The organism is Streptomyces sp. NPDC055287 (genome assembly GCF_053646035.1).
Map to the genome: position 1 here is coordinate 148,396 of NZ_JBSHNE010000004.1, position 24,810 is coordinate 173,205.

Here is a 24,810-nt window from a genome sequence, read left to right on the forward strand (position 1 = left end):
CGGATCATCAGTGAGGGCACGGGCGCGTACGGGCACGATGTCCGTCGGTTTCGAACTCGACGGAGCGGGGCGTCTGTTCATCGCCGGCGGCTGTTCCCGCCGGACCAGGGCCGCCGACACCCGCGGCGGAGCGACCTGGCGGCGCCGTCCGGCGCCGCCCCGCTTCACTCCTCGGTGGAGCCTTCCGCCCCGTCGGAGCCTCCCGCGCCTTCCGGTCCCTCCGGCGGGGAACCGGGCTCCGCGCGGGGCGGCTTCGGGGGCCGCGTACGGCCGCCGGAACTGTCCCGCAGGTACGTACCGGTGCCCTCGGTCCCGTCTGTCGCGTGACCGGGGCCCGGGCCGCCGTCGCGTCGCCGCAGGTACCGCTCGAACTCGCGGGCGATCGCCTCGCCCGTCGCCTCGGGAAGCTCCGCGGTGTCCCGCGCCTCCTCCAGCGACTGCACGTACTCCGCGACCTCGCTGTCCTCGGCGGCCAGTTGGTCCACGCCGACCTGCCACGCCCGTGCGTCCTCGGGCAGTTCGCCGAGCGGGATCCGCAGGTCGATGAGGTCTTCGAGGCGGTTGAGAAGCGCCAGCGTGGCCTTGGGGTTCGGCGGCTGCGACACGTAGTGCGGCACTGCGGCCCACAGGCTCACCGCCGGCACACCCGCGTGCGTACAGGCCTCCTGGAGGATTCCGACGATGCCCGTGGGCCCTTCGTACTTGGTCTCCTCCAGATCCATGGTCCGCGCGAGGTCCGCGTCCGACGTCACGCCGCTGACCGGCACGGGCCGGGTGTGCGGGGTGTCGCCGAGCAGTGCGCCGAGGATCACGATCATCTCGACGCCCAGTTCGTGCGCGAAGCCGAGGATCTCGTTGCAGTACGAGCGCCAGCGCATGGACGGCTCGATGCCGCGGACCAGCACGAGGTCACGGGGCTTGTCGCCGCCGATCCGTACGACCGACAGCCGTGTCGTGGGCCAGGTGATCTTACGGACTCCGCCGTCGATGAACACCGTGGGCCGGTTGACCTGGAAGTCGTAGTAGTCCTCGGCGTCGAGCGCCGCGAAGACCTCGCCCTTCCATTCCCGGTCCAGATGCGCCACCGCGGTGGAGGCGGCGTCGCCGGCGTCGTTCCAGCCCTCGAACGCGGCCACCATGACCGGGTCGATCAGCTCGGGAACCCCCTCGAGCTCGATCACCCAGTGCCCCCTTTCGAAGTTCCCTTGTCCACGCACCAACCTTACGGCTTCCACCAGGTGCGGGGACGCCTGATGCGCACGCGGGAAGCGTGCCCTTCGCCCGCCGAATCATTCGAAAACAGAGCCCCGATGTCTGGAGCGCCCTGCACCGTCCCGCATCGCCCTACAGGGTCGAGCGCAACCACTGCTCGACGCTCGCGATGTGCACCGTCGCCCACGACTTGGCGGCTTCGGCGTCCTGGTCGCGCAGGGCGGCGAGGATCGCGCGGTGCTCGTTGAGCGTTCGGCCGACCGCGTCCTCCTGGGTCAGCCCCCGCCATACGCGCGCCCGGGTGGCAGGCCCGGAGAGCGCGTCGAGCAGCGAACACAGCACCGAGTTGCCGGAGCCCTGCACGATGCGGCGGTGGAACTCGAGGTCGCTCGCGACCAGCTCCTCGACGGACGGACGCGGCCCCAGGGCGTCCAACTGCGAGCCGAGCGCGTCCAGTTCCACCGCGCCGATCCGGGTGGCGGCCATCGCGGTCGCGGCGGGCTCCAGGATGCGGCGTACAGCGAGGAACTCCAGCACGGTGTCGTCCCGGTGGAAGTCCACGACGAAACTCATCGCTTCGAGCAGCAGGTGCGGATCGAGACTCGTGACGTACGTGCCGTCGCCCTGCCGTACGTCGAGAATCCGGATCAGCGACAGGGCGCGTACCGCCTCGCGCAGCGAGTTGCGCGACAGACCCAGCCCGGCGGCCAGCTCGCTCTCCTTGGGGAGACGGTCGCCGGGGCGCAGGGCCCCCGAGACGATCATTTCCTTGATCTTCCCGATCGCCTCGTCGGTGACAGCCACAGTGGGTCTCCCAGTCGCTCAGACATCCGATGTCTGGCGCCCATTATGTGGTAGGAAGCGCCCGCGGGTGAGGCAATGGGTAAGGGGCAGCCGCCGTGGCGGCTGCCCCTTACCTTTCGAGCCCGAACGAAACGCCTCAGGCCTTGCGGCCCAGCACGTCCTCGACGTTGGCACGGACCTCGTCCGTGGCCAGACCGCGGATCGTCAGCGTCGTACGGCGGCGCAGTACGTCGTCCGCCGTCTCGGCCCACTCGTGGTCACGGGCGTACACGACCTGCGCCCAGATCTCCGGCGCGTCCGGGTGGACGCGCTCGGCGAGCGCCGGGTCCTCGTTGGCCAGGCGCGCGATGTCGAAGGACAGCGAGCCGTAGTGCGTGGCCAGGTGGCGGGCGGTGTCGGCGGCCATCCGCGGGCCGGGCGTACCGCCGTCGACGAGCAGCCGGTGCGCGACCGCGTTCGGGTTGGATATGCCGGGCAGCGGCAGCTTCCTGGGCAGCCGCGAGATCGGCTCCATGTCCTCGCCCAGCGGGTGGCCGGGCAGGGCGGCGAGCTTGTTCATGACGGTGCGGCCGATGTGACGGAACGTCGTCCACTTGCCGCCGGCGACCGACAGCATGCCGCCGCGTCCCTCGGTGACGACCGTCTCGCGCTTGGCCTTCGAAGTGTCGCCGGGACCGCCGGGCAGCACCCGCAGACCCGCGAAGGAGTACGTGATCAGGTCGCGGGACAGCTGCTGGTCGCGGATCGAGAAGGCGGCCTCGTCCAGGATCTGGGCGATGTCCTTCTCGTTGACCGCGACATCCGCCGGGTCGCCCTCGTACTCCTCGTCGGTCGTGCCGAGCAGGAGCTGGTCCTCCCACGGCAGTGCGAAGGTGATGCGGTACTTGTCGATCGGCGTGGCCAGCGCGGCCCGCCAGGGGGCGGTGCGCTTGAGCACCAGGTGCGCACCCTTGGAGAGCCGGATGGAGGGCGCCGCGTCCGGGTTCTCCATCTTGCGCAGGTGGTCGACCCACGGCCCGGTGGCGTTGAGCACCAGGCGGGCGGTGACGCCGAATTCAGCGCCGTCGAGCCGGTCCTTGAGCTCCGCGCCGGTGACCCGGCCGTTGGTGAAGCGAAGCCCGGTGACCTCGGCGTGGTTGAGGACGGTCGCGCCCGACTCGACGGCGGCACGGACCGTCATCAGGGCCATGCGCGAGTCGTTCATCTGGTCGTCGCCGTAGACCGCGACGGCCTTGAGGCCGTCCGTACGCAGCTCGGGCACCGCACGGGACGCCTTCGCCGGGCTGATGACGTGGCCGACACCGTCGCCGAAGGCGGACAGCGCCGAGTAGGCGAAGACGCCCGCGCCGAGCTTGGCCGCACCGTGCGGGCCGCCCTTGTAGACGGGGAGGTAGAAGGTCAGCGGGTTGGCCAGGTGCGGCGCGACGTCCCGGGAGACGGCGCGCCGCTCGAAGTGGTTCTCCGCCACCAGCTTGACCGCGCCGGTCTGGAGGTAGCGCAGTCCGCCGTGGAGCAGCTTGGAGGAGGCGGAGGAGGTGGCGCCGGCGAAGTCACCGGCGTCCACCAGGGCCACCCGCAGTCCCGACTGAGCGGCGTGCCAGGCAGTGGAGATGCCCAGGATGCCGCCGCCGATCACCAGGAGGTCGTACGTCGCCTTGGAAAGCTGCTCCCGGGTTTCGGCGCGGCTCGTGGTCGAACCGTCGGCCGGGCGCGTCCCGAGGGCCGGGACGCTCTGCAGGGTGGTCATCTTGGTAACTCCTCGTCAGCTCTCGTCATCGAGCCAGCCCATGGACCGCTCGACGGCCTTGAGCCAGCTCTTGTACTCACGGTCCCGCGTGGCGGCGTCCATGCGGGGGGTCCATTCGGCGGCCCTGCGCCAGTTGGCGCGCAGCTCGTCCGTGCTGGACCAGAAGCCGACGGCGAGGCCGGCGGCGTAGGCGGCGCCGAGGCAGGTCGTCTCGGCGACCATCGGGCGCACCACCGGTGCGTCCAGGAAGTCCGAGAGCGTCTGCATCAGCAGGTTGTTGGAGGTCATGCCGCCGTCGACCTTGAGGGCCGTCAGCTCGACGCCGGAGTCCTTGGTCATGGCGTCACTGATCTCGCGGGTCTGCCAGGCGGTGGCCTCGAGGACGGCACGGGCGATGTGCGCCTTGGTGACGTACCGGGTGAGGCCGGCGATCACGCCGCGGGCGTCGGGACGCCAGTACGGGGCGAACAGACCGGAGAAGGCGGGTACGAAGTACGCGCCGCCGTTGTCCTCGACGGAGGAGGCCAGCGTCTCGATCTCGGCGGCGGACTTGATCAGGCCCATCTGGTCGCGCATCCACTGGACGAGCGCGCCGGTGATGGCGATCGAGCCTTCGAGGGCGTAGACGGGCTTCTGGTCGCCGATCTGGTATCCGACGGTCGTCAGCAGGCCGTTGTACGAGTTGACGGGCGTGTCACCGGTGTTCATCAGCATGAAGGTGCCGGTGCCGTACGTGGACTTCGCCTCGCCCTGGGCGAAGCAGGTCTGGCCGAACAGCGCCGCCTGCTGGTCACCGAGCGCGGAGGCGACGGGCACGCCCTTCAGCGGGCCGGCCTTGGCGACTCCGTACACCTCGGCGGAGGAACGGATCTCCGGCAGCACCGCGGCCGGGATGTCCATCGACTGGAGGATCTTCTCGTCCCAGCGCATCTCGTGCAGGTTCATGAGAAGGGTGCGCGAGGCGTTGGTGACGTCGGTGACGTGTACGCCGCCGTCGGTGCCGCCCGTCAGGTTCCAGATGACCCAGGAGTCCATGGTGCCGAAGAGGATGTCGCCGGCCTCGGCGCGCTCGCGCAGGCCCTCGACGTTGTCCAGCAGCCAGCGGACCTTGGGACCCGCGAAGTACGACGCGAGCGGCAGGCCGGTCTCGCGGCGGAAGCGGTCCTGGCCGACGTTGCGGCCGAGCTCCTTGCAGAGGGCGTCGGTGCGGGTGTCCTGCCACACGATGGCGTTGTGGACGGGCTCACCGGTGTGCCTGTCCCAGAGCAGCGTGGTCTCGCGCTGGTTGGTGATGCCGATCGCCTTGACGTCGGCGGGGGTGATGCCCGCCTTGGAGATGGCGCTGGCGACGACTTCCTGGACGTTGGTCCAGATCTCGGCCGCGTCGTGCTCGACCCATCCCGGCTTCGGGAAGATCTGCTCGTGCTCCTTCTGGTCGACCGAGACGATCCGGCCGTCCCTGTCGAAGACGATGCAGCGGCTGGAGGTGGTGCCCTGGTCGATGGCCGCGATGAACGGGCCGGTGGTGTGTGCGTCGGTCACGGTGTGCTCCCGGAGGTCTGTAGAGGGTCGGCCGGTCGGCTCAGGCGAACGCGATGTTGTAGATACCCGCGGCGAGCGCTCCGCCGATCAGCGGGCCGACAACGGGGATCCAGGCGTAGCTCCAGTCGGAGCCGCCCTTGTTCGGCAGCGGGAGCAGGGCGTGCACGATGCGCGGCCCCAGGTCACGGGCCGGGTTGATCGCGTACCCCGTCGGGCCGCCGAGGGAGAGGCCGATGCCGACGACGACGAAGGCGGTGATCAGCGCGCCGAGCACGCCGAGACCCTTGCCGCTGTCGTTGAGGCCCTGGGTGAGCACCGCGAGGACCAGCACGACGGTGCCGATGATCTCGGTGGCCAGGTTCTGCCAGACGTTCCGTACCTCGGGACCGGTGGAGAAGACACCGAGCACCGGGCCGGCGTTGGGTGCGGCCTTCTGGTCGACCATGCCCTCTTCGGCCGGCTGGTCCGCGAGGATCTCCGGGTCCGTGAGATGGGCCTGGAACTGACCGTAGTACGCGATCCAGACCAGTGCGGCGCCGACCATGGCACCGAGTATCTGGCCTGCGAAGTAGACCGGAACGTTGCTCCAGTCGCTGTCCTTGATCGCGATACCGACGGTGACCGCCGGGTTGAGGTGGGCGCCCGAGAGGCTGCCGGTCATGTAGACCGCCGTCATGACGGCGAATCCCCACCCGAAGGTGATGGCCAGCCAGCCGGCGTTCTGCGCCTTCGAGCGCTTGAGCACGACGGCGGCGACGACGCCACCGCCGAGCAGGATGAGTACGGCGGTACCAATGATCTCGCCGATGAAGATGTCGGAGCTGGACACCCGCGACTCCTTTGTCCTTCGTCCAGGGGAAAGGCGAACCCCGGGTCCCTCCGGGTGGTCCGCGCCCTCGGTGAGGGCCTTGCCGGTCCCTTGGCGTTGCCACACTCTAGCGCGTATTGCCGGTAGGTGTTCGGCATTGCCGACCGATGAACGGCAGTTTTGCCCCCGGTTAAGATGCGCGTCAAGGGTTCCGAGACCGGTTTCGCGATCGTTACCAGCGTGACAGGAAGTGGCCGAGCGCGCCTCAGAAGCGGCTGGCGCCCAGATCCCGCGACACCGCGCGAGCGCAGTCCCGTACGGCCGCGACAAGCTCCGGACGGAGCTCCCCGCCGTTACGGACCCGCTCGACCGCCCCGGTGATGCCCACCGCACCGACCGGCATCCGCCGGCGGTCGTGGATGGGGGCGGCGATCGAGGCCACCCCGTCCCAGGTCTCCTCCACGTCCGCGGCCCAGCCGCGCGCTCGGGTCAGGTCGAGCACCGCTTCGAAGTCCTCCGCGTCGGTGATCGTGTGCGGGGTGAAGGTCTTGCGCTCGCTCTCGAGGACCTCGTTGTGCGCCACCGGGTCGTACGCGGACAGCACCTTGCCCAGCGCGGAGGAGTGCAGCGGCTGCATGGCCCCGACCTCCAGCACCTGCCGGCTGTCGTCCGGACGGAAGACGTGGTGGACGATCAGTACGCCCCTCTGGTGCAGTACGCCCAGATAGACGCTCTCGCCGCTGGAGCGCGCCAGGTCGTCGGTCCAGACCAGCGCGCGGGCGCGCAGCTCGTGCACGTCCAGATAGGTGCTGCCGAGGCGCAGCAGCTCGGCGCCCAGCTGATAGCGGCCGGACGCCGGATCCTGTTCGACAAAACCCTCCGCCTGGAGGGTCCGCAGGATGCCGTGCGCCGTACCCTTGGCAAGACCGAGGGACGAGGCCACCTCGGACAGTCCGAGCCTGCGCTCGCCACCCGCGAGCAGGCGCAGCATCGCCGCCGCCCGCTCGAGCGACTGGATGTTCTTCGGCACGCTCGGCCACCTCCACCTCGGTTCGACAATGCTGAACACTATCGGCTCATGCCGACCTGGCGTCACCGTCCGAGGCATGCCCCCGACCGTGAGCCATCAGAACACGGCACGAACGCGACACCGTCCGCCCCGTGGGACGCCTTCCCGCCACGGACGGGGTCACGGCTACGCTGGCCAGGTGCGCCTTCCGCCGGGAGGGCGCAAAGCCGACAGCCGTCGCACCCCAGGGAGCAGATCCATGGCCTCGTTGCCAACCCCCACGCCTGCCAGCCACAGCAGCCGCGCTGACGCCCTCCGCGAAGCACTCGCCAGCCGAGTCGTGGTCGCCGACGGGGCGATGGGCACGATGCTCCAGGCGCAGGACCCCAGCCTCGAGGACTTCGAGAACCTCGAAGGCTGCAACGAGATCCTCAACATCACCCGCCCCGACATCGTGCGCACCGTCCACGAGGAGTACTTCGCGGTGGGCGTGGACTGCGTCGAGACCAACACCTTCGGCGCGAACTTCGCCGCGCTCGCCGAGTACGACATCCCCGAGCGGGTCTTCGAGCTGTCCGAGTCGGGCGCCCGCATCGCCCGCGAGGTCGCCGACGAGTTCGCGGCCAAGGACGGCCGTCAGCGCTGGGTACTCGGCTCGATGGGCCCCGGCACCAAGCTGCCGACGCTGGGCCACGCCCCGTACATCACGCTGCGCGACGCCTACCAGCAGAACGCCGAAGGCATGCTCGCGGGCGGCGCCGACGCGCTCCTGGTGGAAACCACCCAGGACCTCCTCCAGACCAAGTCCGCGATCATCGGGGCCCGCCGCGCCATGGACGTCGCCGGCGTCACGGTCCCCCTGATCTGCTCCGTCACCGTCGAGACCACCGGCACCATGCTGCTGGGCTCCGAGATCGGCGCCGCGCTCACCGCACTGGAACCGCTCGGCATCGACATGATCGGCCTGAACTGCGCCACCGGCCCGGCCGAGATGAGCGAGCACCTGCGCTACCTCGCCCGCCACTCGCGCGTCCCGATCTCCGCCATGCCCAATGCCGGCCTCCCCGTCCTGGGCAAGAACGGCGCCCACTACCCCCTGTCGGCCCCCGAGCTGGCCGACGCACAGGAAGCCTTCGTCCGAGAGTACGGCCTCTCCCTGGTGGGTGGCTGCTGCGGTACGACGCCCGAACACCTGCGCCAGGTCGTGGAGCGGGTGCGCGACCTCACCCCGACCGCGCGCGATCCGCGCCCCGAGCCGGGCGCCGCGTCGCTCTACCAGACCGTCCCCTTCCGGCAGGACACGTCGTACCTGGCCATCGGTGAGCGTACGAACGCCAACGGGTCGAAGAAGTTCCGTGAGGCCATGCTGGAAGGCCGCTGGGACGACTGCGTGGAGATGGCGCGCGACCAGATCCGCGAGGGCGCGCACATGCTCGACCTGTGCGTCGACTACGTGGGGCGCGACGGAGCCGCCGACATGGCGGAGCTGGCCGGCAGGTTCGCCACCGCCTCCACCCTGCCCATCGTGCTGGACTCCACCGAGCTGGACGTCCTGCGGGCCGGGCTGGAGAAGCTCGGCGGGCGTGCGGTCATCAACTCGGTCAACTACGAGGACGGCGACGGGCCCGAGTCCCGCTTCCAGAAGGTCACCAAGTTGGCGCGGGAGCACGGCGCCGCGCTGATGGCGCTGACCATCGACGAGGAGGGCCAGGCCCGCTCCGTCGAGCACAAGGTCGCGGTCGCCGAGCGGATCATCGCCGACCTCACCGGCAACTGGGGCATCCACGAGTCGGACATCCTCATCGACTGCCTCACCTTCACCATCTGCACCGGGCAGGAGGAGTCCCGCAAGGACGGCGTCAACACCATCGAGGCCATCCGCGAGCTGAAGCGGCGCCACCCGGACGTGCAGACCACGCTCGGCCTGTCGAACATCTCCTTCGGCCTGAACCCGGCCGCGCGCATCGTCCTGAACTCCGTCTTCCTCGACGAGTGCGTGAAGGCCGGCCTGGACTCGGCGATCGTGCACGCGAGCAAGATCCTGCCGATCGCCCGCCTGGGCGAGGAGCAGATCAAGGTCGCCCTCGACCTCATCCACGACCGCCGAGAGGAGGGGTACGACCCGCTGCAGCGGTTCCTGGAGCTGTTCGAGGGCGTCGACACGAAGTCGATGAAGGCCGGCAAGGCCGAGGAGCTCCTCGCGCTGCCGCTCGACGAGCGCCTTCAGCGCCGCATCATCGAGGGTGAGAAGAAGGGCCTGGAGGCCGACCTCGACGAGGCCCTGACCGAGCGCCCGGCACTGGACATCGTCAACGACACGCTCCTGGAGGGCATGAAGGTCGTCGGCGAGCTCTTCGGCTCCGGGCAGATGCAGCTGCCGTTCGTACTCCAGTCCGCCGAGGTCATGAAGACGGCGGTGGCGTACCTCGAGCCGCACATGGAGAAGACCGACGACGAGGGCAAGGGCACGATCGTGCTGGCCACCGTCCGCGGCGACGTCCACGACATCGGCAAGAACCTCGTCGACATCATCCTGTCCAACAACGGCTACACGGTCGTCAATCTCGGCATCAAGCAGCCCGTCTCCGCGATCCTCGAGGCCGCCGAGGAGCACCGCGCCGATGTCATCGGCATGTCCGGTCTCCTGGTGAAGTCCACCGTGATCATGAAGGAGAACCTCCAGGAGCTCAACCAGCGCAAGATGGCCGCCGACTTCCCGGTCATCCTCGGCGGCGCCGCGCTGACGAGGGCGTACGTCGAACAGGACCTCCACGAGATCTACGACGGCGAAGTCCGCTACGCCCGCGACGCGTTCGAGGGCCTGCGTCTGATGGACGCCCTGATCGGCGTCAAGCGCGGCGTCCCCGGCGCCAAGCTCCCCGAACTCAAGCAGCGCCGTGTGCCGAAGAACGCCGCGACCGCCGTGCTCGAGGTCGAGGAGCCGGAAGGCTCCGTACGCTCCGACGTCTCCATCGACAACCCGGTCCCCGAGCCGCCGTTCTGGGGCACCCGCGTCGTCAAGGGCATCGGCCTGAAGGAGTACGCCTCGTGGCTCGACGAGGACGCGCTGTTCAAGGGCCAGTGGGGCCTCAAGCAGGCACGCACGGGTGACGGGCCGACGTACGAGGAGCTCGTCGAGACGGAGGGCCGTCCCCGGCTGCGCGGCTGGCTGGAGCAGCTCCACACCAGGAACCTGCTCGAAGCCGCTGTCGTCCACGGCTACTTCCCCTGCCACTCCAAGGGCGACGACCTGATCCTCCTGAACGAGGACGGATCGGAGCGCACCCGCTTCACCTTCCCGCGTCAGCGCCGCGGCCGCCGCCTGTGCCTCGCGGACTTCTTCCGCCCCGAGGAGTCGGGCGAGACGGACGTGGTCGGCCTCCAGGTCGTCACGGTGGGGTCGAAGATCGGCGAGGCCACGGCCGAGCTGTTCGAATCGAACTCCTACCGCGACTACCTCGAACTGCACGGGCTGTCCGTGCAGCTGGCGGAGGCGCTCGCCGAGTACTGGCACGCCCGGGTCCGCACCGAACTCGGCTTCGGGGCCGAGGACCCGGCCGCCGTCGAGGACATGTTCGCGCTGAAGTACCGCGGCGCGCGCTTCTCGCTCGGTTACGGCGCCTGCCCCGACCTGGAGGACCGCGCGAAGATCGCCGAGCTGCTGCAGCCCGAGCGCATCGGGGTCCATCTGTCGGAGGAGTTCCAGCTCCACCCGGAGCAGTCCACCGACGCCATCGTCATCCACCACCCCGAGGCGAAGTACTTCAACGCGCGATAGTCCCGGACGAGTCGTACACTGGTCGGTCCAGCGCAGGCCGGTCGCCTTCCCACCTGGGGAGACGGCCGGCCTTCTCGCCCCTTCAGGAGGTGTGCCCGGATGACCAGTACCGTCCCCGCGCCCAGTACCCGTACGGCCGAAGGCTCCGCTCTGCAGGCTGTCTTCCTCGACATGGACGGCACCCTGGTCGACACCGAGGGCTTCTGGTGGGAGGTCGAGGCGGAGGTCTTCGCGGACCTCGGTCATGTGCTGGACGAGGCGTGGCGCGACGTGGTGGTCGGCGGGCCGATGACCCGCAGCGCGGGCTATCTCATCGAGGTGACCGGCGCGGACATCACGCTGCCCGAGCTCACGGTGCTGCTCAACGACCGCTTCGAGAAGCGCATCGGCAGTGGAGTGCCGCTGATGCCCGGAGCGGCGCGGCTGTTGGCGGAACTGGCCGCCCACGAGGTGCCCACCGCGCTGGTCTCCGCCTCGCACCGGCGCATCATCGACCGTGTCCTGGAGACGCTCGGCCGGGAGATGTTCACGCTCACGGTCGCGGGCGACGAGGTGGCGCGTACGAAGCCGCACCCGGACCCGTATCTGCACGCCGCGGCGCGGCTCGGCGCCGATCCAGGGAGATGCGCGGTCGTCGAGGACACGGCGACCGGTGTGGCTGCCGCCGAGGCCGCAGGCTGCCGCGTGGTGGCCGTCCCGTCCGTCGCGCCGATCGCGCCCGCGCGCGGCCGGGTGGTCGTGGGATCGCTCGAAGAAGTCGATCTCGCTTTTCTCACGACCCTGATCACGCGAATGAACTGAACCGCGCACCGAGCGTACTTTCGCAATTGAGCGGAACTCTCGGCATTGGACCGTGCATTTTCCGTGACGCGCGGAAATAGAAATGCACTGTGGAACAGAAGTATTCATAGGGTGACCTTCGTCACCCTCCGTGCTGCCTCCGGTCGTGCCCCGCTGCGTCAAAGCGCCCCTGCGGGGCCTTATTTGACGTCCTTCTGTCCTGATTGGTGGAGCGGTGTACGAATCATTCCCGCCCCATCGCGCCGACCCGCCAGGATGCGTGATCACCGTCCGATAGCGGGCCGCCAGCGGCCCGGTCCGGCCTCCCCGGCGATTCCCACTAATCTCAACACGAGAACTTCGCCGCACCACCTTGTGCCTCAGCGCTCAACCAGTTGCTGGGGCCACAGAACCGATCGCTCTGATCCCGGCCCGATCGCTCCGCCCCGACCGGGCGGCCGCGGCGGAGTATCCCGTACACCGCTGAAACTCAGTGCCGGATGAGGGAGAACGTCCAGGATGAACCGCAAGACTTTGGTGCTGCCGGCCGTGATCGGCCTGCTCGCGCCCGTGCTCGCCGCGTGCGGCGGCCCGGGCGGCGGTGGCAAGGGCGGTGATGCCATTGTCGTGGGCACCACGGACCAGTTCGTGGCCACGAAGGACGCGCCCGCGCCCTTCGACCCGGCGTTCGCCTATGACGCGGGTGCCTGGAACGTTCTCCGCCAGACCGTCCAGATGCTGATGCACGTCCCGCGCGGCGGCGGCGAGCCGGTGCCGGACGCGGCCTCCAAGTGCGGCTTCACGGACACCCAGAACGAGAGCTACCGCTGCACCCTGCGCAACGGGCTGAAGTTCGCCGACGGCGACGCGCTCACCGCGGAGGACGTCAAGTTCTCGGTCGAGCGCGTACTGAAGATCAAGAACAACAACGGTCCGGTCGCGCTGCTCTCGAACATCGACACGATCGAGACCAACGGCGACCACGAGATCGTCTTCCACCTCAGGACGCCGGACGCCACGTTCCCGTACAAGATCGCGACGCCTGCCGCCGCCATCGTCGACCCCGACACGTACCAGGCCGACAAGCTCCGGGACGGCTTCGCCGCCGACGGCTCGGGCCCGTACACGCTGAAGACCGAGACCGAGGGCGACCGGGTCGTCAAGGCCGTCTTCACCAAGAACCCCGCGTACAAGGGTGACTTGGAGCTCCGGAACGACAAGGTCGAACTGCGGTCGTTCGCCGACACGGAGTCCATGGAGAAGGCGCTGAAGGACGGCGACATCAGCATGATGACGCGCACCCTGCAGCCCGATCAGATCAAGGACCTGTCGGAGAACCCGGCCAAGGGCATCGACCTCATCGAGATGCCCGGCCTGGAAATCCGCTACCTCGGCTTCGACACCGAGGACTCCACGGTGAAGAGCAAGGCGGTGCGCCAGGCGCTGGCCGCCGTCGTGGACCGGGGGGAGCTCGCGAGCGAGGTCTACCCGGCGACGGCCGAGCCGCTGTACTCGCTCATCCCGAACACCATCACCGGGCACCAGAACGCGTTCTTCAACAAGTACGGCGAGCCGAACCGGCCCAAGGCCGCCGGCATCCTGAGCGCCGCCGGTATCAGCACGCCGGTGAAGCTGACGCTGAACTACACGACCGACCACTACGGCTCGGCGACGAAGAAGGAGTTCGAGGTGCTCCAGGAGCAGCTCAACGCCACGAACCTCTTCGACGTCAGCATCAAGGGCACCGAGTGGTCGAAGTTCCGTGACAACCAGAAGCGCGGCGACTACGCCGTCTACGGCATGGGCTGGTTCCCCGACTTCCCGGACGCCGACAACTACGTCGCGCCGTTCCTGGACGAGGACAACTTCCTCAACTCGCCCTACGTGAGCAGCGAAGCCAGGAACAAGCTCATCCCCGAATCGCGCCGTGCGGCCGACCGGGCGTCGGCGGCCAAGCCGTTCGAGCGGATCCAGGAAATCGTCGCCAACGACGTACCGGTGCTGCCGCTGTGGCAGGGCAAGCAGTACGTCGCCGCCCGTGACGACGTCACCGGCGTCGAATGGGCCATCAACTCCTCAGCCGACCTGCAGTTGTGGGAGCTGGGCCGCGGCGTCTCCTGACGCCGGCATTATCCGGCCGCGAAGACCGCGCCGCCGGTGGGTAATTCATCGAATCTGTGAGGCAAGGATCCGTGAAAAGGCGTAACCAGTGGCTGACGGCCCCGCTTGCGGCGGGGCTGGCGGCGGGGCTGCTCAGCGGTTGTGGCACCGAGGAGGCCGGCTCGGGGGGCACTGACGGCGGCGTGGTCATCGGAATGTCGGACGAGGTGCTGGCCACCGATCCGGCATCGGGTTACGACCCGGGCTCCTGGCTGCTGTTCAACAACGTCTTCCAGTCGCTGCTGAGCTTCCCCAGGGGCAGCACTTCACCGCAGCCCGAGGCCGCGGAGAAGTGCGACTTCGACAAGGGCGGCAGCACGGTCTTCCGCTGCACGCTGCGCGACGGCCTGAAGTTCAGCAACGGCAACGAGCTGACCACGAAGGACGTCAAGTACTCCTTCGAGCGCTCGCTGAAGATCAACGACAAGGCCGGCCCCGCGTCGGTCATGCTCAGCTCCATCGACACGATCGAGACGCCGGACGACAAGAACATCGTCTTCCGCCTCAAGGTGCCGGACGCCACCTTCCCGAGCAAGATCGCCTCGGGCGCCGGCTCCATCGTCGACCACCGCGAGTACGCCTTTGACAAGCTGCGCACCGACCAGAAGGCCGTCGGCTCGGGTCCGTACGCGCTGGACACCTTCGGCCGGACCGAGGCTGACTTCTCCGTCAACGAGAACTACAAGGGCACCGCCGAGACGAAGAACAACGGCGTCACCATGAAGTTCTTCCACGGCGACCAGAAGGCGCTGGCCGCTTCCCTCAAGAAGCGCGACGTGGACATCGCCTACCGAGGCCTCACGGCCGGCGACATCGCCGATCTGCAGAACTCCAAGGCCGGACGCGAGCAGGGCATCGAGGTCGTCGAGGGCTCCAGCGCCGAGGTCCAGCACCTGGTCTTCAACGTGAACGACCCGGTGGTCGGCAAGCCCGCCGTGCGCAAGGCCATGGCGTTCCTGATCGACCGCGACGCGCTGGTGCGGGACGTCTACCAGTCCACCGCCACCCCGCTGTACTCGATCATCCCGAGCGGTATCGGCGCCCACAACACGGCGTTCTTCGACACCTACGGCGGCAGCCCGCAGCCCGCCAAGGCGGAGCGGGCCCTGCGCGGCGCGGGCATCACCGGCAAGGTGAAGGTCACCCTCTGGGCCACGCCCAGCCGCTACGGACCCGCCACGGTCGCGGAGTTCAAGGCGATCGCCAAGCAGCTCAACAAGAGCGGGCTCTTCGACGCCTCCGTCCAGTCGGTCGAGATCAACGAGTACGAGAAGAACATCGCGGCCGGCAAGTACGGCGTGTACGTGAAGGGCTGGGTCCCCGACTATCCGGACCCGGACAACTTCACCCTGCCGTTCTTCGGCAAGGGCAACGTCCTCGCCAACAACTACGAGAACAGCCGGATCACCGACGGGATCATCCCCGACACGGCCGCCGCGACGGACCGCCCCATGGCCGAGGAGGACTTCGGCAAGCTCCAGGAGATCGTCGCCGACGAGGTGCCGATCATCCCGCTGTGGCAGGGCAAGCAGTACGCCGTGGCCTACCACGACATCTCGGGCCTGGAGTGGACGCTGGACGCGTCGACCGTCTTCCGGTTCTGGGAGATCAGCAAGGGCTGAGGGCGGGCTGCCCTCCGACAGCGCGCGCCGGACCCAGCCCCCCGGGCCGGGTCCGGCGTCCGTTACTGGGCGCCGGGCCTGACCAGGCCGCTCTCGTACGCGTACACCGCGGCCTGCACCCGGTCGCGCAGCCCGAGCTTCGTCAGCACGTGTCCCACGTGCGTCTTCACGGTCGTCTCGCTCACGAAGAGGTCGGCGGCGATCTCCGCGTTGGAAAGCCCGCGGGCCACCAGCTTCAGCACCTCGACCTCGCGGTCGGTCAGGGTGTGCAGCGTGTCCGGAACCTGCTCCTCGCCGGACGGCAGGTGATCGGCGTACTTGTCGAGCAGCCGGCGCGTGATGCTGGGAGCCAGCATCGCCTCGCCCGCGGCCACCACCCGGATCGCCTGCACGAGCTCGTTCGCGGGGGCGTCCTTCAGCAGGAAGCCGCTGGCCCCCGCGCGCAGCGCCTCCACCACGTACTCGTCGAGGTCGAAGGTGGTCAGTACCAGCACCTTCGCCGGGCCGTCCTTGCCCGGACCGGTGATCTGACGGGTCGCCTCCACGCCGTCCATCCGCGGCATCCGGATGTCCATCAGGACTACATCGGGCTGCAGCGCCCGGACCTGGTCGAGCGCCTGCAGACCGTCTCCGGCCTCACCGACGACCGCGAGATCCTGCTCGGCCTCCAGAATCATCCGGAAGCCGGTGCGCAGCAGGGGCTGGTCGTCGACCAGCAGGACGCGGATAGCCACAGAGTCTCCTTCTCTAGACCGGGCCCATTCTGCCCTGGCCTTCCTCGGCCGGATCGGCCGGGCGCACCGTGAGCGCGACGGGCAGCGGGTACGCCGGGGGAGTGCCGCCGAATTCCGGACACACGGCCCGGTGGTCGCACCAGCCGCAGAGCTTCGTCGGGCGCGGCTGCCATTCGCCCGTCTCGGTGGCCTGCTTGATGGCCTCCCACAGCGCCAGCAGCTTGCGCTCCACGCGCTCCAGGTCCGCCTCGACGGGGTCGTACGTCAGCACGTCGCCGCTGCCGAGATACACCAGCTGGAGACGGCGCGGTACGACGCCCTTCCACCGCCAGATCACCAGCGCGTAGAACTTCATCTGGAACAGCGCGCCCTCGGCGTACTCCGGCCGGGGCGCCTTGCCCGTCTTGTAGTCGACGATCCGCACCTCGCCCGACGGTGCCACGTCCACCCGGTCGATGATGCCGCGCAGCCGCAGCCCCGACTCCAGCTCCGTCTCCACGAAGAGCTCCCGCTCGGCGGGCTCCAGCCGCGTCGGGTCCTCCAGCGTGAACCACCGCTCGACGAGTTCCTCGGCCTCCACCAGCCAGCGCGAGAGCCGCTCGCCCTCCGGATCCTCCGCGAACAGCTCGGTCAGCTGCGGCTTCGACTCCAGGAGCCGGTCCCACTGACCGGGAACCAGCGCCCTGGCCCGCCCCGCCGTACGCTCCGTCGCCGGATGGTCGAAGAGCCGCTCCAGTACCGCGTGCACCAGCGTGCCCCGGGTCGCCGCCTCGCTCGGCTTCTCGGGAAGCTTGTCGATCACCCGGAACCGGTAGAGCAGCGGGCACTGCATGAAATCGCTCGCCCGCGAGGGGGAGAGCGACATGGGGCGCTGGGCAGCGTCGGCCCGACCGGAACTCGTAGTCATGTCCAAGACCCTAAGACCCGCCACTGACAGAGTGGTATCAGAAGGCCTCAAAAGGGGAGCCGAGGCGGAACGCGGAGGGGCCGTCCGCATACCATCGACGACAGATACCTCTCGCGCTGCGTGGCCGGCGGACGCGGCGGCGAGGACGCTTGCGAACGAAGGGCCCCTGTGAACGAGAGCGGCGAGCGCGACAAGCGCGGCGAGAGCGACGGGAGCGGCGGCAAGCCGCAGCGCCCGCGCGAGCCGGGCGGCGGCCTCCTCATGGGCCGCCCGTTCGGCGTGCCGGTCTACGTCGCCCCCAGCTGGTTCCTCGTCGCCGCCCTCATCACCTGGGTTTTCGGCGGCCAGCTCGACCGCGTGCTCCCGGAGTTGGGCAACCTCCGGTACCTGGTCTCCCTCTTCTTCGCCGTCGCCTTCTACGCCTCCGTACTGGTCCACGAACTGGCCCACACGGTCGCGGCGCTGCGCTTCAAGCTGCCGGTGCGCCGCATCCAGCTCCAGTTCTTCGGCGGGGTCTCGGAGATCGAGAAGGAGTCGGAGACACCGGGGCGCGAGTTCGTCCTCGCCTTCGTCGGCCCACTGCTCTCGCTCGTACTGGGTGGCATCTTCTACGCCGGCATGCGCGCCGTGGAGCCCGGCACCGTGCCCGGCGTCCTGCTGGCCGGCCTGATGATCTCCAACCTCATCGTGGCCGCCTTCAACCTGCTGCCCGGCCTGCCGCTGGACGGCGGCCGGATGCTCCGGGCCGTCGTCTGGAAGATCACCGGCAAGCCGATGAGCGGCACCGTCGCCGCCGCCTGGGTCGGCAGGGCGCTCGCCGTGGCCGTCCTCATCGGCCTCCCGCTGCTCACCCACACCGGCGCCCTCGGCAACTCCACCGAGGACATCGGCGGCATGGAGACCGTCACCGACGCCCTGCTCGCCGCCATCCTGGCCGCGATCATCTGGACCGGTGCGGGCAACAGCCTGCGCATGGCCCGGCTGCGCGAACACCTCCCCGACCTGCGCGCCCGTACGCTCACCAGGCGAGCTGTCCCCGTCGAGTCGGCCACCCCGCTCTCCGAGGCCCTGCGCCGCGCCAACGCGGCGGGCGCCCGCGCGCTCGTCGTCGTCGACGGTCAGGGGGAGCCCACCGGTGTCGTCCGCGAGGCCGCGATCGTCGGCGTACCGGAGCACCGCAGGCCGTGGGTGGCGGTGAGCGGGCTCGCGCAGGACCTCACCGAGGACATGAAGATCGCGGCCGAGCTGGCGGGCGAGGCCCTGCTGGAGCGTCTGCGAGCCGCCCCGGCCACGGAGTACCTGGTGGTCGAGGAGACGGGCGAGATCTACGGCGTGCTGTCCACCGCCGACGTGGAGCGCGCCTTCGTGTCGGCCATGGCCCGCCCGCAGTAGAGACGGTCCTGGCGCAACCCTTGTCCCCTCCGACGGCGTACCACGGCGAATCAGGCCCCCAAAAAGACCGGTAGGCTGGTCACATGTCCGAACCGACCGGTGCCGCCCGCCGTCGCGGCCCCTTCCAGGTCGGGGACCAGGTCCAGCTCACCGACCCCAAGGGACGCCACTACACGTTCACGCTCGAGGCCGGGAAGAATTTCCACACCCACAAGGGTTCCTTCCCCCACGACGAGCTGATCGGTGCTCCCGAGGGCAGTGTTGTCCGTACCACGGGAAACGTCGCCTACCTCGCGCTGCGCCCCCTGCTCCCCGACTATGTCCTGTCCATGCCCCGCGGTGCCGCCGTGGTCTACCCCAAGGACGCGGGGCAGATCCTGGCCTTCGCCGACATCTTCGCCGGCGCCCGCGTCGTCGAGGCGGGGGTCGGCTCCGGCTCGCTGAGCAGCTTCCTGCTGCGCGCCATCGGTGACCAGGGCATGCTGCACTCCTACGAGCGCCGCGAGGACTTCGCCGAGATCGCCACGCAGAATGTGGAGCGCTACTTCGGCGGTCCGCACCCCGCCTGGCAGCTCACCGTCGGAGACCTCCAGGACAACCTGTCCGACACCGACGTCGACCGCGTGATCCTGGACATGCTCGCTCCGTGGGAGTGCCTGGACGTCGTCCGCAAGGCGCTCGTCCCCGGCGGCATCCTGTGCTGTTACGTGGCCACCACCACGCAGCTGGCGCGCACCGTCGAGTCCATCCGCGAGATCGGCTGCTTCGCGGAGCCGACCGCCTGGGAGTCGATGATCCGCAACTGGCACGTCGAAGGTCTGGCCGTACGGCCCGACCATCGGATGATCGGCCACACCGGATTCCTGCTGACCGCCCGCCGCCTCGCGGACGGCGTGGAAGCGCCGCTGCGCCGCCGCCGTCCCGCCAAGGGCGCGTACGGCGAGGACTACACCGGACCGGGCAGCGAGAGCGGGTCGGCCTCCCGCGGCTGACCCGGCAACGAGCCAGCGCCGCCGCCGAGTTCCCCGACCGACCGGGGAACTCGGCGGCGGCGCTTTTCCGTTAGCGCTCTGCCGGGGGGCGGGGCCGGGTTCCTTTCCCGCACCGGATCCCGCACGGGGCCGGCTTTCCGCCACGGGTTCGGACCCTGCCGTTCCGCTCCGCTGTGACGTGTGGCACGATGCTCGCCACCCCACCGGTACAGCCCCAGGAGACACCCGGCGTGCAGACCTCCGCAGCCCTGGACCTCGCGCACACCCGGCCCCGCCCGGTGCACTGGCTCGCCACCGCCGCCGCCGTGGCCGCGGTCGTCGCCGCGGCCGGCCTGCTCCAGCCCGAAGCCGCCACCGCCTCCCAGACGGCCCCCGGAGCGGCGCCCGGGCCGGTCAAGGCCGCCGCACCCGCGCCCGACGCGTCGAGCGCGGTGTATCCACTGGACTGCCACGGCCAGAAACCCGGTGTGGTCAAGCAGGGCTCCGGCGACCTCGACGGCGACGGCCGGCCCGAGACCGTGGCCGTCGTGCGCTGCGTGTCGGGAATCGGCACCCCGCCGACCGGCGTCTTCGTACTCACCGGGCCTTCGCGCGTCGTGGCGACCCTGGTGGACCCGGCGGACGGGATGGGCGTCAGCGATTTCGAGGTGAGCGCGGGCACGGTGTCCGCGACAGTGCTGGGCTACTCGACGCCGGACGTGCCGCGCTGCTGCCCGGACCGGCAGGAGAAGGTCAAGTGGCAGTGGAAGGGCGGCAAGTTCGCCAGGACGGTCCTGCCGGACGCGCGGAGTATGTGATCCGTCACTCCGCGTCGGGCCCGTAGACCTCGACCCTGTCCGAAACGCGGCGCACGTGGATGCAGTCGCCCGGGCACTCCTTCGCCGAGTCGACGACGTCCCGGAGAAGCGGCAGGGGTACGGGCGTTGTGGCGCCGGGAGCCTGCAGCAGTTCGTCGCCGGGGCTCTTCACGTACGCCAGGCCGTCGATGTCGAGCTCGAACACCTCCGGCGCGTACTGGACGCAGATGCCGTCGCCGGTGCAGAGATCCTGGTCGATCCACACCTCGAGCGGGTCGCCGGTCTGTGCGCCGTCGTCGGTGGGAGCCTTCTGCTGCACGGTCATATCTCCTGCCGTTTCCTGCGCGGTTGTAGCAATTGCTGCCAGCCCTGACGGGTGTTGAACACTTCGACGATACAACCGGCCGCTTTCCGATGTTGATGGGTGGGTATTCCCCTGGTGTGAGGGAGTACGCAAGGGTGAAGATCGGACACACCCCGCAGTCTTTGTGATCTAGGGGTTTCAACCCGCACCCGCCCAGGTAGGGTCAGGAAGCGTCCAGCTCCCCTTGGAGGAGGTGAGGACCGTGGCAGCCCACGACGACGACATCAACCGCGGCATCCGGCCGGGGCGAGGGTCTGAGGACCCCGCCGGCCAGGTTGCCTATCTCGAGCAGGAAATCGCCGTCCTGCGCCGCAAGCTCGCCGACTCTCCGCGTCATACGAGGATTCTCGAAGAGCGGATCGTCGAGCTGCAGACCAACTTGGCCGGCGTGTCCGCACAGAACGAGCGGCTCGCCAATACGCTCCGTGAGGCCCGCGACCAGATCGTGGCCCTCAAGGAAGAAGTCGACCGGCTCGCGCAGCCGCCGGCCGGCTTCGGTGTCTTCCTCGTGGCGAACGAGGACGGCACGGCCGACATCTTCACCGGTGGCCGCAAGCTACGGGTGAACGTCAGCCCCAGCGTGGAGCTCGAAGAGCTCCGGCGTGGCCAGGAGGTCATGCTCAACGAGGCCCTCAACGTGGTCGAGGCCATGGAGTTCGAGCGTGCCGGGGAAATCGTCACCCTCAAGGAGATCCTTGAGGACGGCGAGCGCGCCCTGGTGCTGGGGCACACCGACGAGGAACGGGTGGTGCGGCTCGCGGAGCCGCTGATGGACGTCACCATCCGTCCCGGCGATGCCCTGCTGCTGGAACCCAGGTCCGGCTACGTCTACGAAGTCATCCCGAAGAGCGAGGTCGAGGAGCTCGTCCTCGAAGAGGTCCCGGACGTCGACTACGACAAGATCGGCGGTCTGGGCGGCCAGATCGAAATGATCCGCGACGCGGTCGAGCTTCCGTACCTCTACCCCGACCTCTTCAAGGAGCACGAACTGCGGCCGCCGAAGGGCATCCTGCTCTACGGTCCGCCCGGCTGCGGCAAGACGCTGATCGCGAAAGCCGTCGCCAACTCCCTTGCCAAGAAGGTCGCCGAGGTGACCGGCCAGCCCGCGGGGAAGAGCTACTTCCTCAACATCAAGGGCCCCGAGCTCCTCAACAAGTACGTCGGTGAGACCGAGCGCCACATCCGCCTGGTCTTCCAGCGTGCCCGGGAGAAGGCGAGCGAGGGTACCCCCGTCATCGTCTTCTTCGACGAGATGGAGTCGCTCTTCCGCACCCGTGGCTCGGGTGTCAGCTCGGACGTGGAGAACACCATCGTTCCGCAGCTGCTCGCCGAGATCGACGGTGTGGAGGGCCTGGAGAACGTCATCGTCATCGGCGCCTCCAACCGAGAGGACATGATCGACCCGGCGATCCTGCGGCCGGGCCGGCTCGACGTCAAGATCAAGATCGAGCGTCCGGACGCCGAGGCGGCGAAGGACATCTTCGCGAAGTACCTCAGGTCCACCCTGCCGCTGCACGCGGACGACCTGGCCGAGCACACCGGCTCCAGGGAGGCCGCGGTCCACGGCATGATCCAGTCGGTCGTCGAGCAGATGTACGCCGAGTCCGAGGAAAATCGCTTCCTCGAGGTCACGTACGCGAACGGCGACAAGGAAGTCCTGTATTTCAAGGACTTCAATTCCGGCGCGATGATCCAGAATATCGTCGACCGGGCCAAGAAGATGGCCATCAAGGCCTTCCTCGACCAGAACCAGAAGGGTCTGAGAGTCTCCCACCTCCTCCAGGCTTGCGTGGACGAGTTCAAGGAGAACGAGGACCTGCCGAACACCACCAACCCGGACGACTGGGCCCGAATCTCCGGAAAGAAGGGCGAGCGGATTGTATTCATCCGCACGCTCGTCACCGGAAAGCAGGGCGCGGACACCGGGCGCTCCATCGACACGGTGGCAAACACCGGTCAGTACCTGTAGATCGCAGACCGGCTGCGGGTACCCGCTCGGGTATCCGCAGCCTGCTGCTTTCCAGCCACACCGGCCGCCACACCGACCACACCAGAGCAATGACGGAATTGATCTCCCTACCAGGGCAGAGGCGTTCTAGGCTCTTCGGTACCGCCGAGTCGCGCAGTGCGGGGCCGGGCACCGCACACGCACCGGAGAACCAGCGGTACTTGAGTGCCGCCCCCGTCCGGGGGCGACGCCGGGCAAGGAGGGCCGCATGACCGTACGGCGAGTAATGGGCATCGAGACGGAGTACGGGATCTCCGTCCCCGGCCACCCCAACGCCAATGCCATGCTCACCTCGTCCCAGATCGTCAACGCCTACGCGGCGGCGATGCACCGGGCGCGGCGCGCCCGCTGGGATTTCGAGGAGGAGAACCCGCTGCGGGACGCGCGAGGCTTCGACCTCGCCCGGGAGGCCGCCGACAACAGTCAGCTCACGGACGAGGACATCGGCCTGGCCAATGTCATCCTCACGAACGGCGCGCGGCTGTACGTCGACCACGCGCACCCCGAGTACAGCTCGCCGGAGGTGACCAATCCGCTGGACGCCGTGCTCTGGGACAAGGCCGGCGAGCGGATCATGGCGGAGGCCGCCGAGCGGGCCGCGCAGCTCCCCGGCGCCCAGCCGATCCACCTCTACAAGAACAACACCGACAACAAGGGCGCCTCCTACGGCACGCACGAGAACTACCTGATGAAGCGGGAGACCCCCTTCTCGGACATCGTGCGCCACCTGACGCCGTTCTTCGTGTCCCGGCAGGTCGTCACGGGCGCCGGCCGGGTGGGCATCGGCCAGGACGGCCACGAGCACGGCTTCCAGATCAGCCAGCGAGCCGACTACTTCGAGGTCGAGGTCGGTCTGGAGACCACGCTCAAGCGGCCCATCATCAACACGCGTGACGAGCCGCACTCCGACGCCGAGAAGTACCGCAGGCTGCACGTGATCATCGGAGACGCGAACCTGTCCGAGATCTCGACGTACCTGAAGCTGGGTACGACGTCCCTGGTGCTCTCGATGATCGAGGACGGCTTCATCAACGTCGACCTCGCAGTCGACCAGCCGGTGCGCACGCTGCACCAGGTCTCGCACGACCCGACGCTGCAACGGCTGATCACGCTGCGCAGCGGCCGGACACTCACCGCTGTCCAGCTTCAGATGGAGTACTTCGAGCTGGCGCGCAAGTACGTGGAGGAGCGGTTCGGCGTCGATGCCGACGACCAGACGAAGGATGTCCTGGCGCGCTGGGAGGACGTACTGAACCGGCTCGAGAACGACCCGATGAGCCTGTCGGGTGAGCTGGACTGGATCGCCAAGCGGGAGATTCTCGAGGGCTACCGCAGGCGCGACAGCCTGGACTGGGACGCCCCCAGGCTTCACCTGGTGGACCTCCAGTACGCCGACGTTCGCCCCGAGAAGGGCCTGTACAACCGCCTGGCGGCCCGCGGGAAGATGAAGCGGCTCCTGGACGAGGGCAGGGTGCTGAGGGCCGGTACGAAGCCTCCTGAGGACACCAGGGCGTACTTCCGCGGCCGCTGCCTGGAGCAGTACGCGGACGACGTCGCCGCGGCCTCCTGGGACTCCGTGATCTTCGACCTGCCGGGCCGGGACTCGCTCCAGCGCGTCCCCACGCTGGAACCGTTGCGCGGTACACGCAATCACGTCAAGGAGCTTCTCGACCGGTGCAGGACGGCGGAAGACCTGGTCCGGGTGCTCTCGGGCGGCTGAAAGGGGCGCCGGGTGGGAATCATCGAGATGGTCCCCACGCGTTGTGAAAGTACGGCGCGGATGTCAGACCCCGCTTGTAGGGTCTGATCAAGGACATCGAACCGAGCGAGCGGGGTGAGGTAGAGATGGCGACCAAGGACACCGACGGCGGACAGCAGAAGGCGACGCGCTCCACCGAGGAGGTCGAGGAGACCGCGCAGGACGCGCAGGCTTCCGAAGACCTCAAGGAGCGTCAGGAGAAGCTGTCCGACGACGTCGACTCCGTACTCGACGAGATCGACGACGTGCTCGAAGAGAACGCCGAGGACTTCGTCCGCTCCTTCGTTCAAAAGGGCGGAGAGTAAGGCCCGTTGTCCGTCCCGGTGGCCGTGGACCCAGGTCCGGTCCACCGGGACGGATGACCGGCGATCGTACGGGTATGGTCCGTGCACAGT

19 protein-coding genes are annotated in these 24,810 nt (G+C 68.9%); 10 read left to right on the plus strand and 9 right to left on the minus strand.

The genetic code is table 11. The annotated features are described in order from the left end of the window. Positions 1–164: 164 nt before the first annotated feature. From ACWIHY_RS08705 to ACWIHY_RS08730, 6 genes are all read right to left on the minus strand, one after another. Complete coding sequence (locus ACWIHY_RS08705) at positions 165–1,181, minus strand: PAC2 family protein (RefSeq protein ID WP_454374913.1); 1,017 nt, start codon at positions 1,179–1,181, stop codon at positions 165–167. Positions 1,182–1,344: 163 nt separating this feature from the next. Beyond that, positions 1,345–2,016, minus strand: a complete 672-nt coding sequence (locus tag ACWIHY_RS08710) for a FadR/GntR family transcriptional regulator (protein ID WP_454374914.1) — start codon at positions 2,014–2,016, stop codon at positions 1,345–1,347. 136 nt (positions 2,017–2,152) lie between these two features. Further along, complete coding sequence (locus ACWIHY_RS08715; RefSeq protein ID WP_454374915.1) at positions 2,153–3,763, minus strand: FAD-dependent oxidoreductase; 1,611 nt, start codon at positions 3,761–3,763, stop codon at positions 2,153–2,155. 15 nt (positions 3,764–3,778) lie between these two features. Beyond that, entirely contained in the window at positions 3,779–5,305 is a 1,527-nt protein-coding gene (gene glpK / locus ACWIHY_RS08720) for a glycerol kinase GlpK (protein ID WP_454374916.1), read from the minus strand. Positions 5,306–5,345: 40 nt separating this feature from the next. Then, positions 5,346–6,134, minus strand: a complete 789-nt coding sequence (locus ACWIHY_RS08725) for an MIP/aquaporin family protein (protein ID WP_454374917.1) — start codon at positions 6,132–6,134, stop codon at positions 5,346–5,348. A gap of 244 nt (positions 6,135–6,378) precedes the next feature. Beyond that, a complete protein-coding gene (locus ACWIHY_RS08730; protein ID WP_454374918.1) occupies positions 6,379–7,143 on the minus strand; it encodes an IclR family transcriptional regulator in 765 nt (254 codons plus the stop codon). A 238-nt stretch (positions 7,144–7,381) separates the two neighbouring features. Between ACWIHY_RS08730 and metH the strand changes: the two genes are divergently transcribed. The 4 genes from metH (at position 7,382) to ACWIHY_RS08750 (ending at position 15,462) form a co-directional block, all read left to right on the plus strand. Beyond that, positions 7,382–10,900, plus strand: coding sequence for a methionine synthase (gene metH, locus ACWIHY_RS08735; RefSeq protein WP_454374919.1), 3,519 nt, complete (start codon positions 7,382–7,384; stop codon positions 10,898–10,900). Positions 10,901–10,999: 99 nt separating this feature from the next. Then, positions 11,000–11,701, plus strand: coding sequence for an HAD family hydrolase (locus ACWIHY_RS08740; RefSeq protein WP_454374920.1), 702 nt, complete (start codon positions 11,000–11,002; stop codon positions 11,699–11,701). Between the two features lie 498 nt (positions 11,702–12,199). Next, on the plus strand, positions 12,200–13,801 hold the full coding sequence (locus ACWIHY_RS08745) for an ABC transporter substrate-binding protein (RefSeq protein ID WP_454374921.1): 1,602 nt from the start codon (positions 12,200–12,202) through the stop codon (positions 13,799–13,801). 71 nt (positions 13,802–13,872) lie between these two features. Next, a complete protein-coding gene (locus tag ACWIHY_RS08750; RefSeq protein ID WP_454374922.1) occupies positions 13,873–15,462 on the plus strand; it encodes an ABC transporter substrate-binding protein in 1,590 nt (529 codons plus the stop codon). A 62-nt stretch (positions 15,463–15,524) separates the two neighbouring features. On the opposite strand, the gene ACWIHY_RS08755 is transcribed toward ACWIHY_RS08750, so the two are convergent. Next, positions 15,525–16,196, minus strand: a complete 672-nt coding sequence (locus ACWIHY_RS08755) for a response regulator (RefSeq protein ID WP_454374923.1) — start codon at positions 16,194–16,196, stop codon at positions 15,525–15,527. 13 nt (positions 16,197–16,209) lie between these two features. After that, complete coding sequence (locus tag ACWIHY_RS08760) at positions 16,210–17,103, minus strand: RecB family exonuclease (RefSeq protein WP_454374924.1); 894 nt, start codon at positions 17,101–17,103, stop codon at positions 16,210–16,212. A 168-nt stretch (positions 17,104–17,271) separates the two neighbouring features. Between ACWIHY_RS08760 and ACWIHY_RS08765 the strand changes: the two genes are divergently transcribed. The 3 genes from ACWIHY_RS08765 (at position 17,272) to ACWIHY_RS08775 (ending at position 20,284) form a co-directional block, all read left to right on the plus strand. Then, positions 17,272–18,495 carry a site-2 protease family protein gene (locus tag ACWIHY_RS08765; protein WP_454374925.1) on the plus strand — a complete coding sequence of 408 codons (1,224 nt, stop codon included), beginning with the start codon at positions 17,272–17,274 and terminating at the stop codon, positions 18,493–18,495. A gap of 83 nt (positions 18,496–18,578) precedes the next feature. Beyond that, complete coding sequence (locus ACWIHY_RS08770; RefSeq protein ID WP_214976533.1) at positions 18,579–19,487, plus strand: tRNA (adenine-N1)-methyltransferase; 909 nt, start codon at positions 18,579–18,581, stop codon at positions 19,485–19,487. Between the two features lie 230 nt (positions 19,488–19,717). Then, on the plus strand, positions 19,718–20,284 hold the full coding sequence (locus ACWIHY_RS08775) for a hypothetical protein (protein ID WP_454374926.1): 567 nt from the start codon (positions 19,718–19,720) through the stop codon (positions 20,282–20,284). Between the two features lie 4 nt (positions 20,285–20,288). On the opposite strand, the gene ACWIHY_RS08780 is transcribed toward ACWIHY_RS08775, so the two are convergent. Next, positions 20,289–20,609, minus strand: coding sequence for a ferredoxin (locus ACWIHY_RS08780; protein WP_454374927.1), 321 nt, complete (start codon positions 20,607–20,609; stop codon positions 20,289–20,291). A gap of 241 nt (positions 20,610–20,850) precedes the next feature. Here ACWIHY_RS08780 and arc point away from each other — a divergent pair, with 241 nt between their 5' ends. The 3 genes from arc (at position 20,851) to ACWIHY_RS08795 (ending at position 24,720) form a co-directional block, all read left to right on the plus strand. After that, on the plus strand, positions 20,851–22,617 hold the full coding sequence (gene arc / locus ACWIHY_RS08785) for a proteasome ATPase (RefSeq protein ID WP_454374928.1): 1,767 nt from the start codon (positions 20,851–20,853) through the stop codon (positions 22,615–22,617). A gap of 247 nt (positions 22,618–22,864) precedes the next feature. Beyond that, the gene (dop, locus tag ACWIHY_RS08790; RefSeq protein WP_454374929.1) at positions 22,865–24,376 is read left to right on the plus strand and encodes a depupylase/deamidase Dop; all 1,512 of its coding nucleotides are present in this window, start codon (positions 22,865–22,867) and stop codon (positions 24,374–24,376) included. A gap of 125 nt (positions 24,377–24,501) precedes the next feature. Next, entirely contained in the window at positions 24,502–24,720 is a 219-nt protein-coding gene (locus tag ACWIHY_RS08795; protein WP_028815460.1) for a ubiquitin-like protein Pup, read from the plus strand. Positions 24,721–24,810 lie beyond the last annotated feature (90 nt).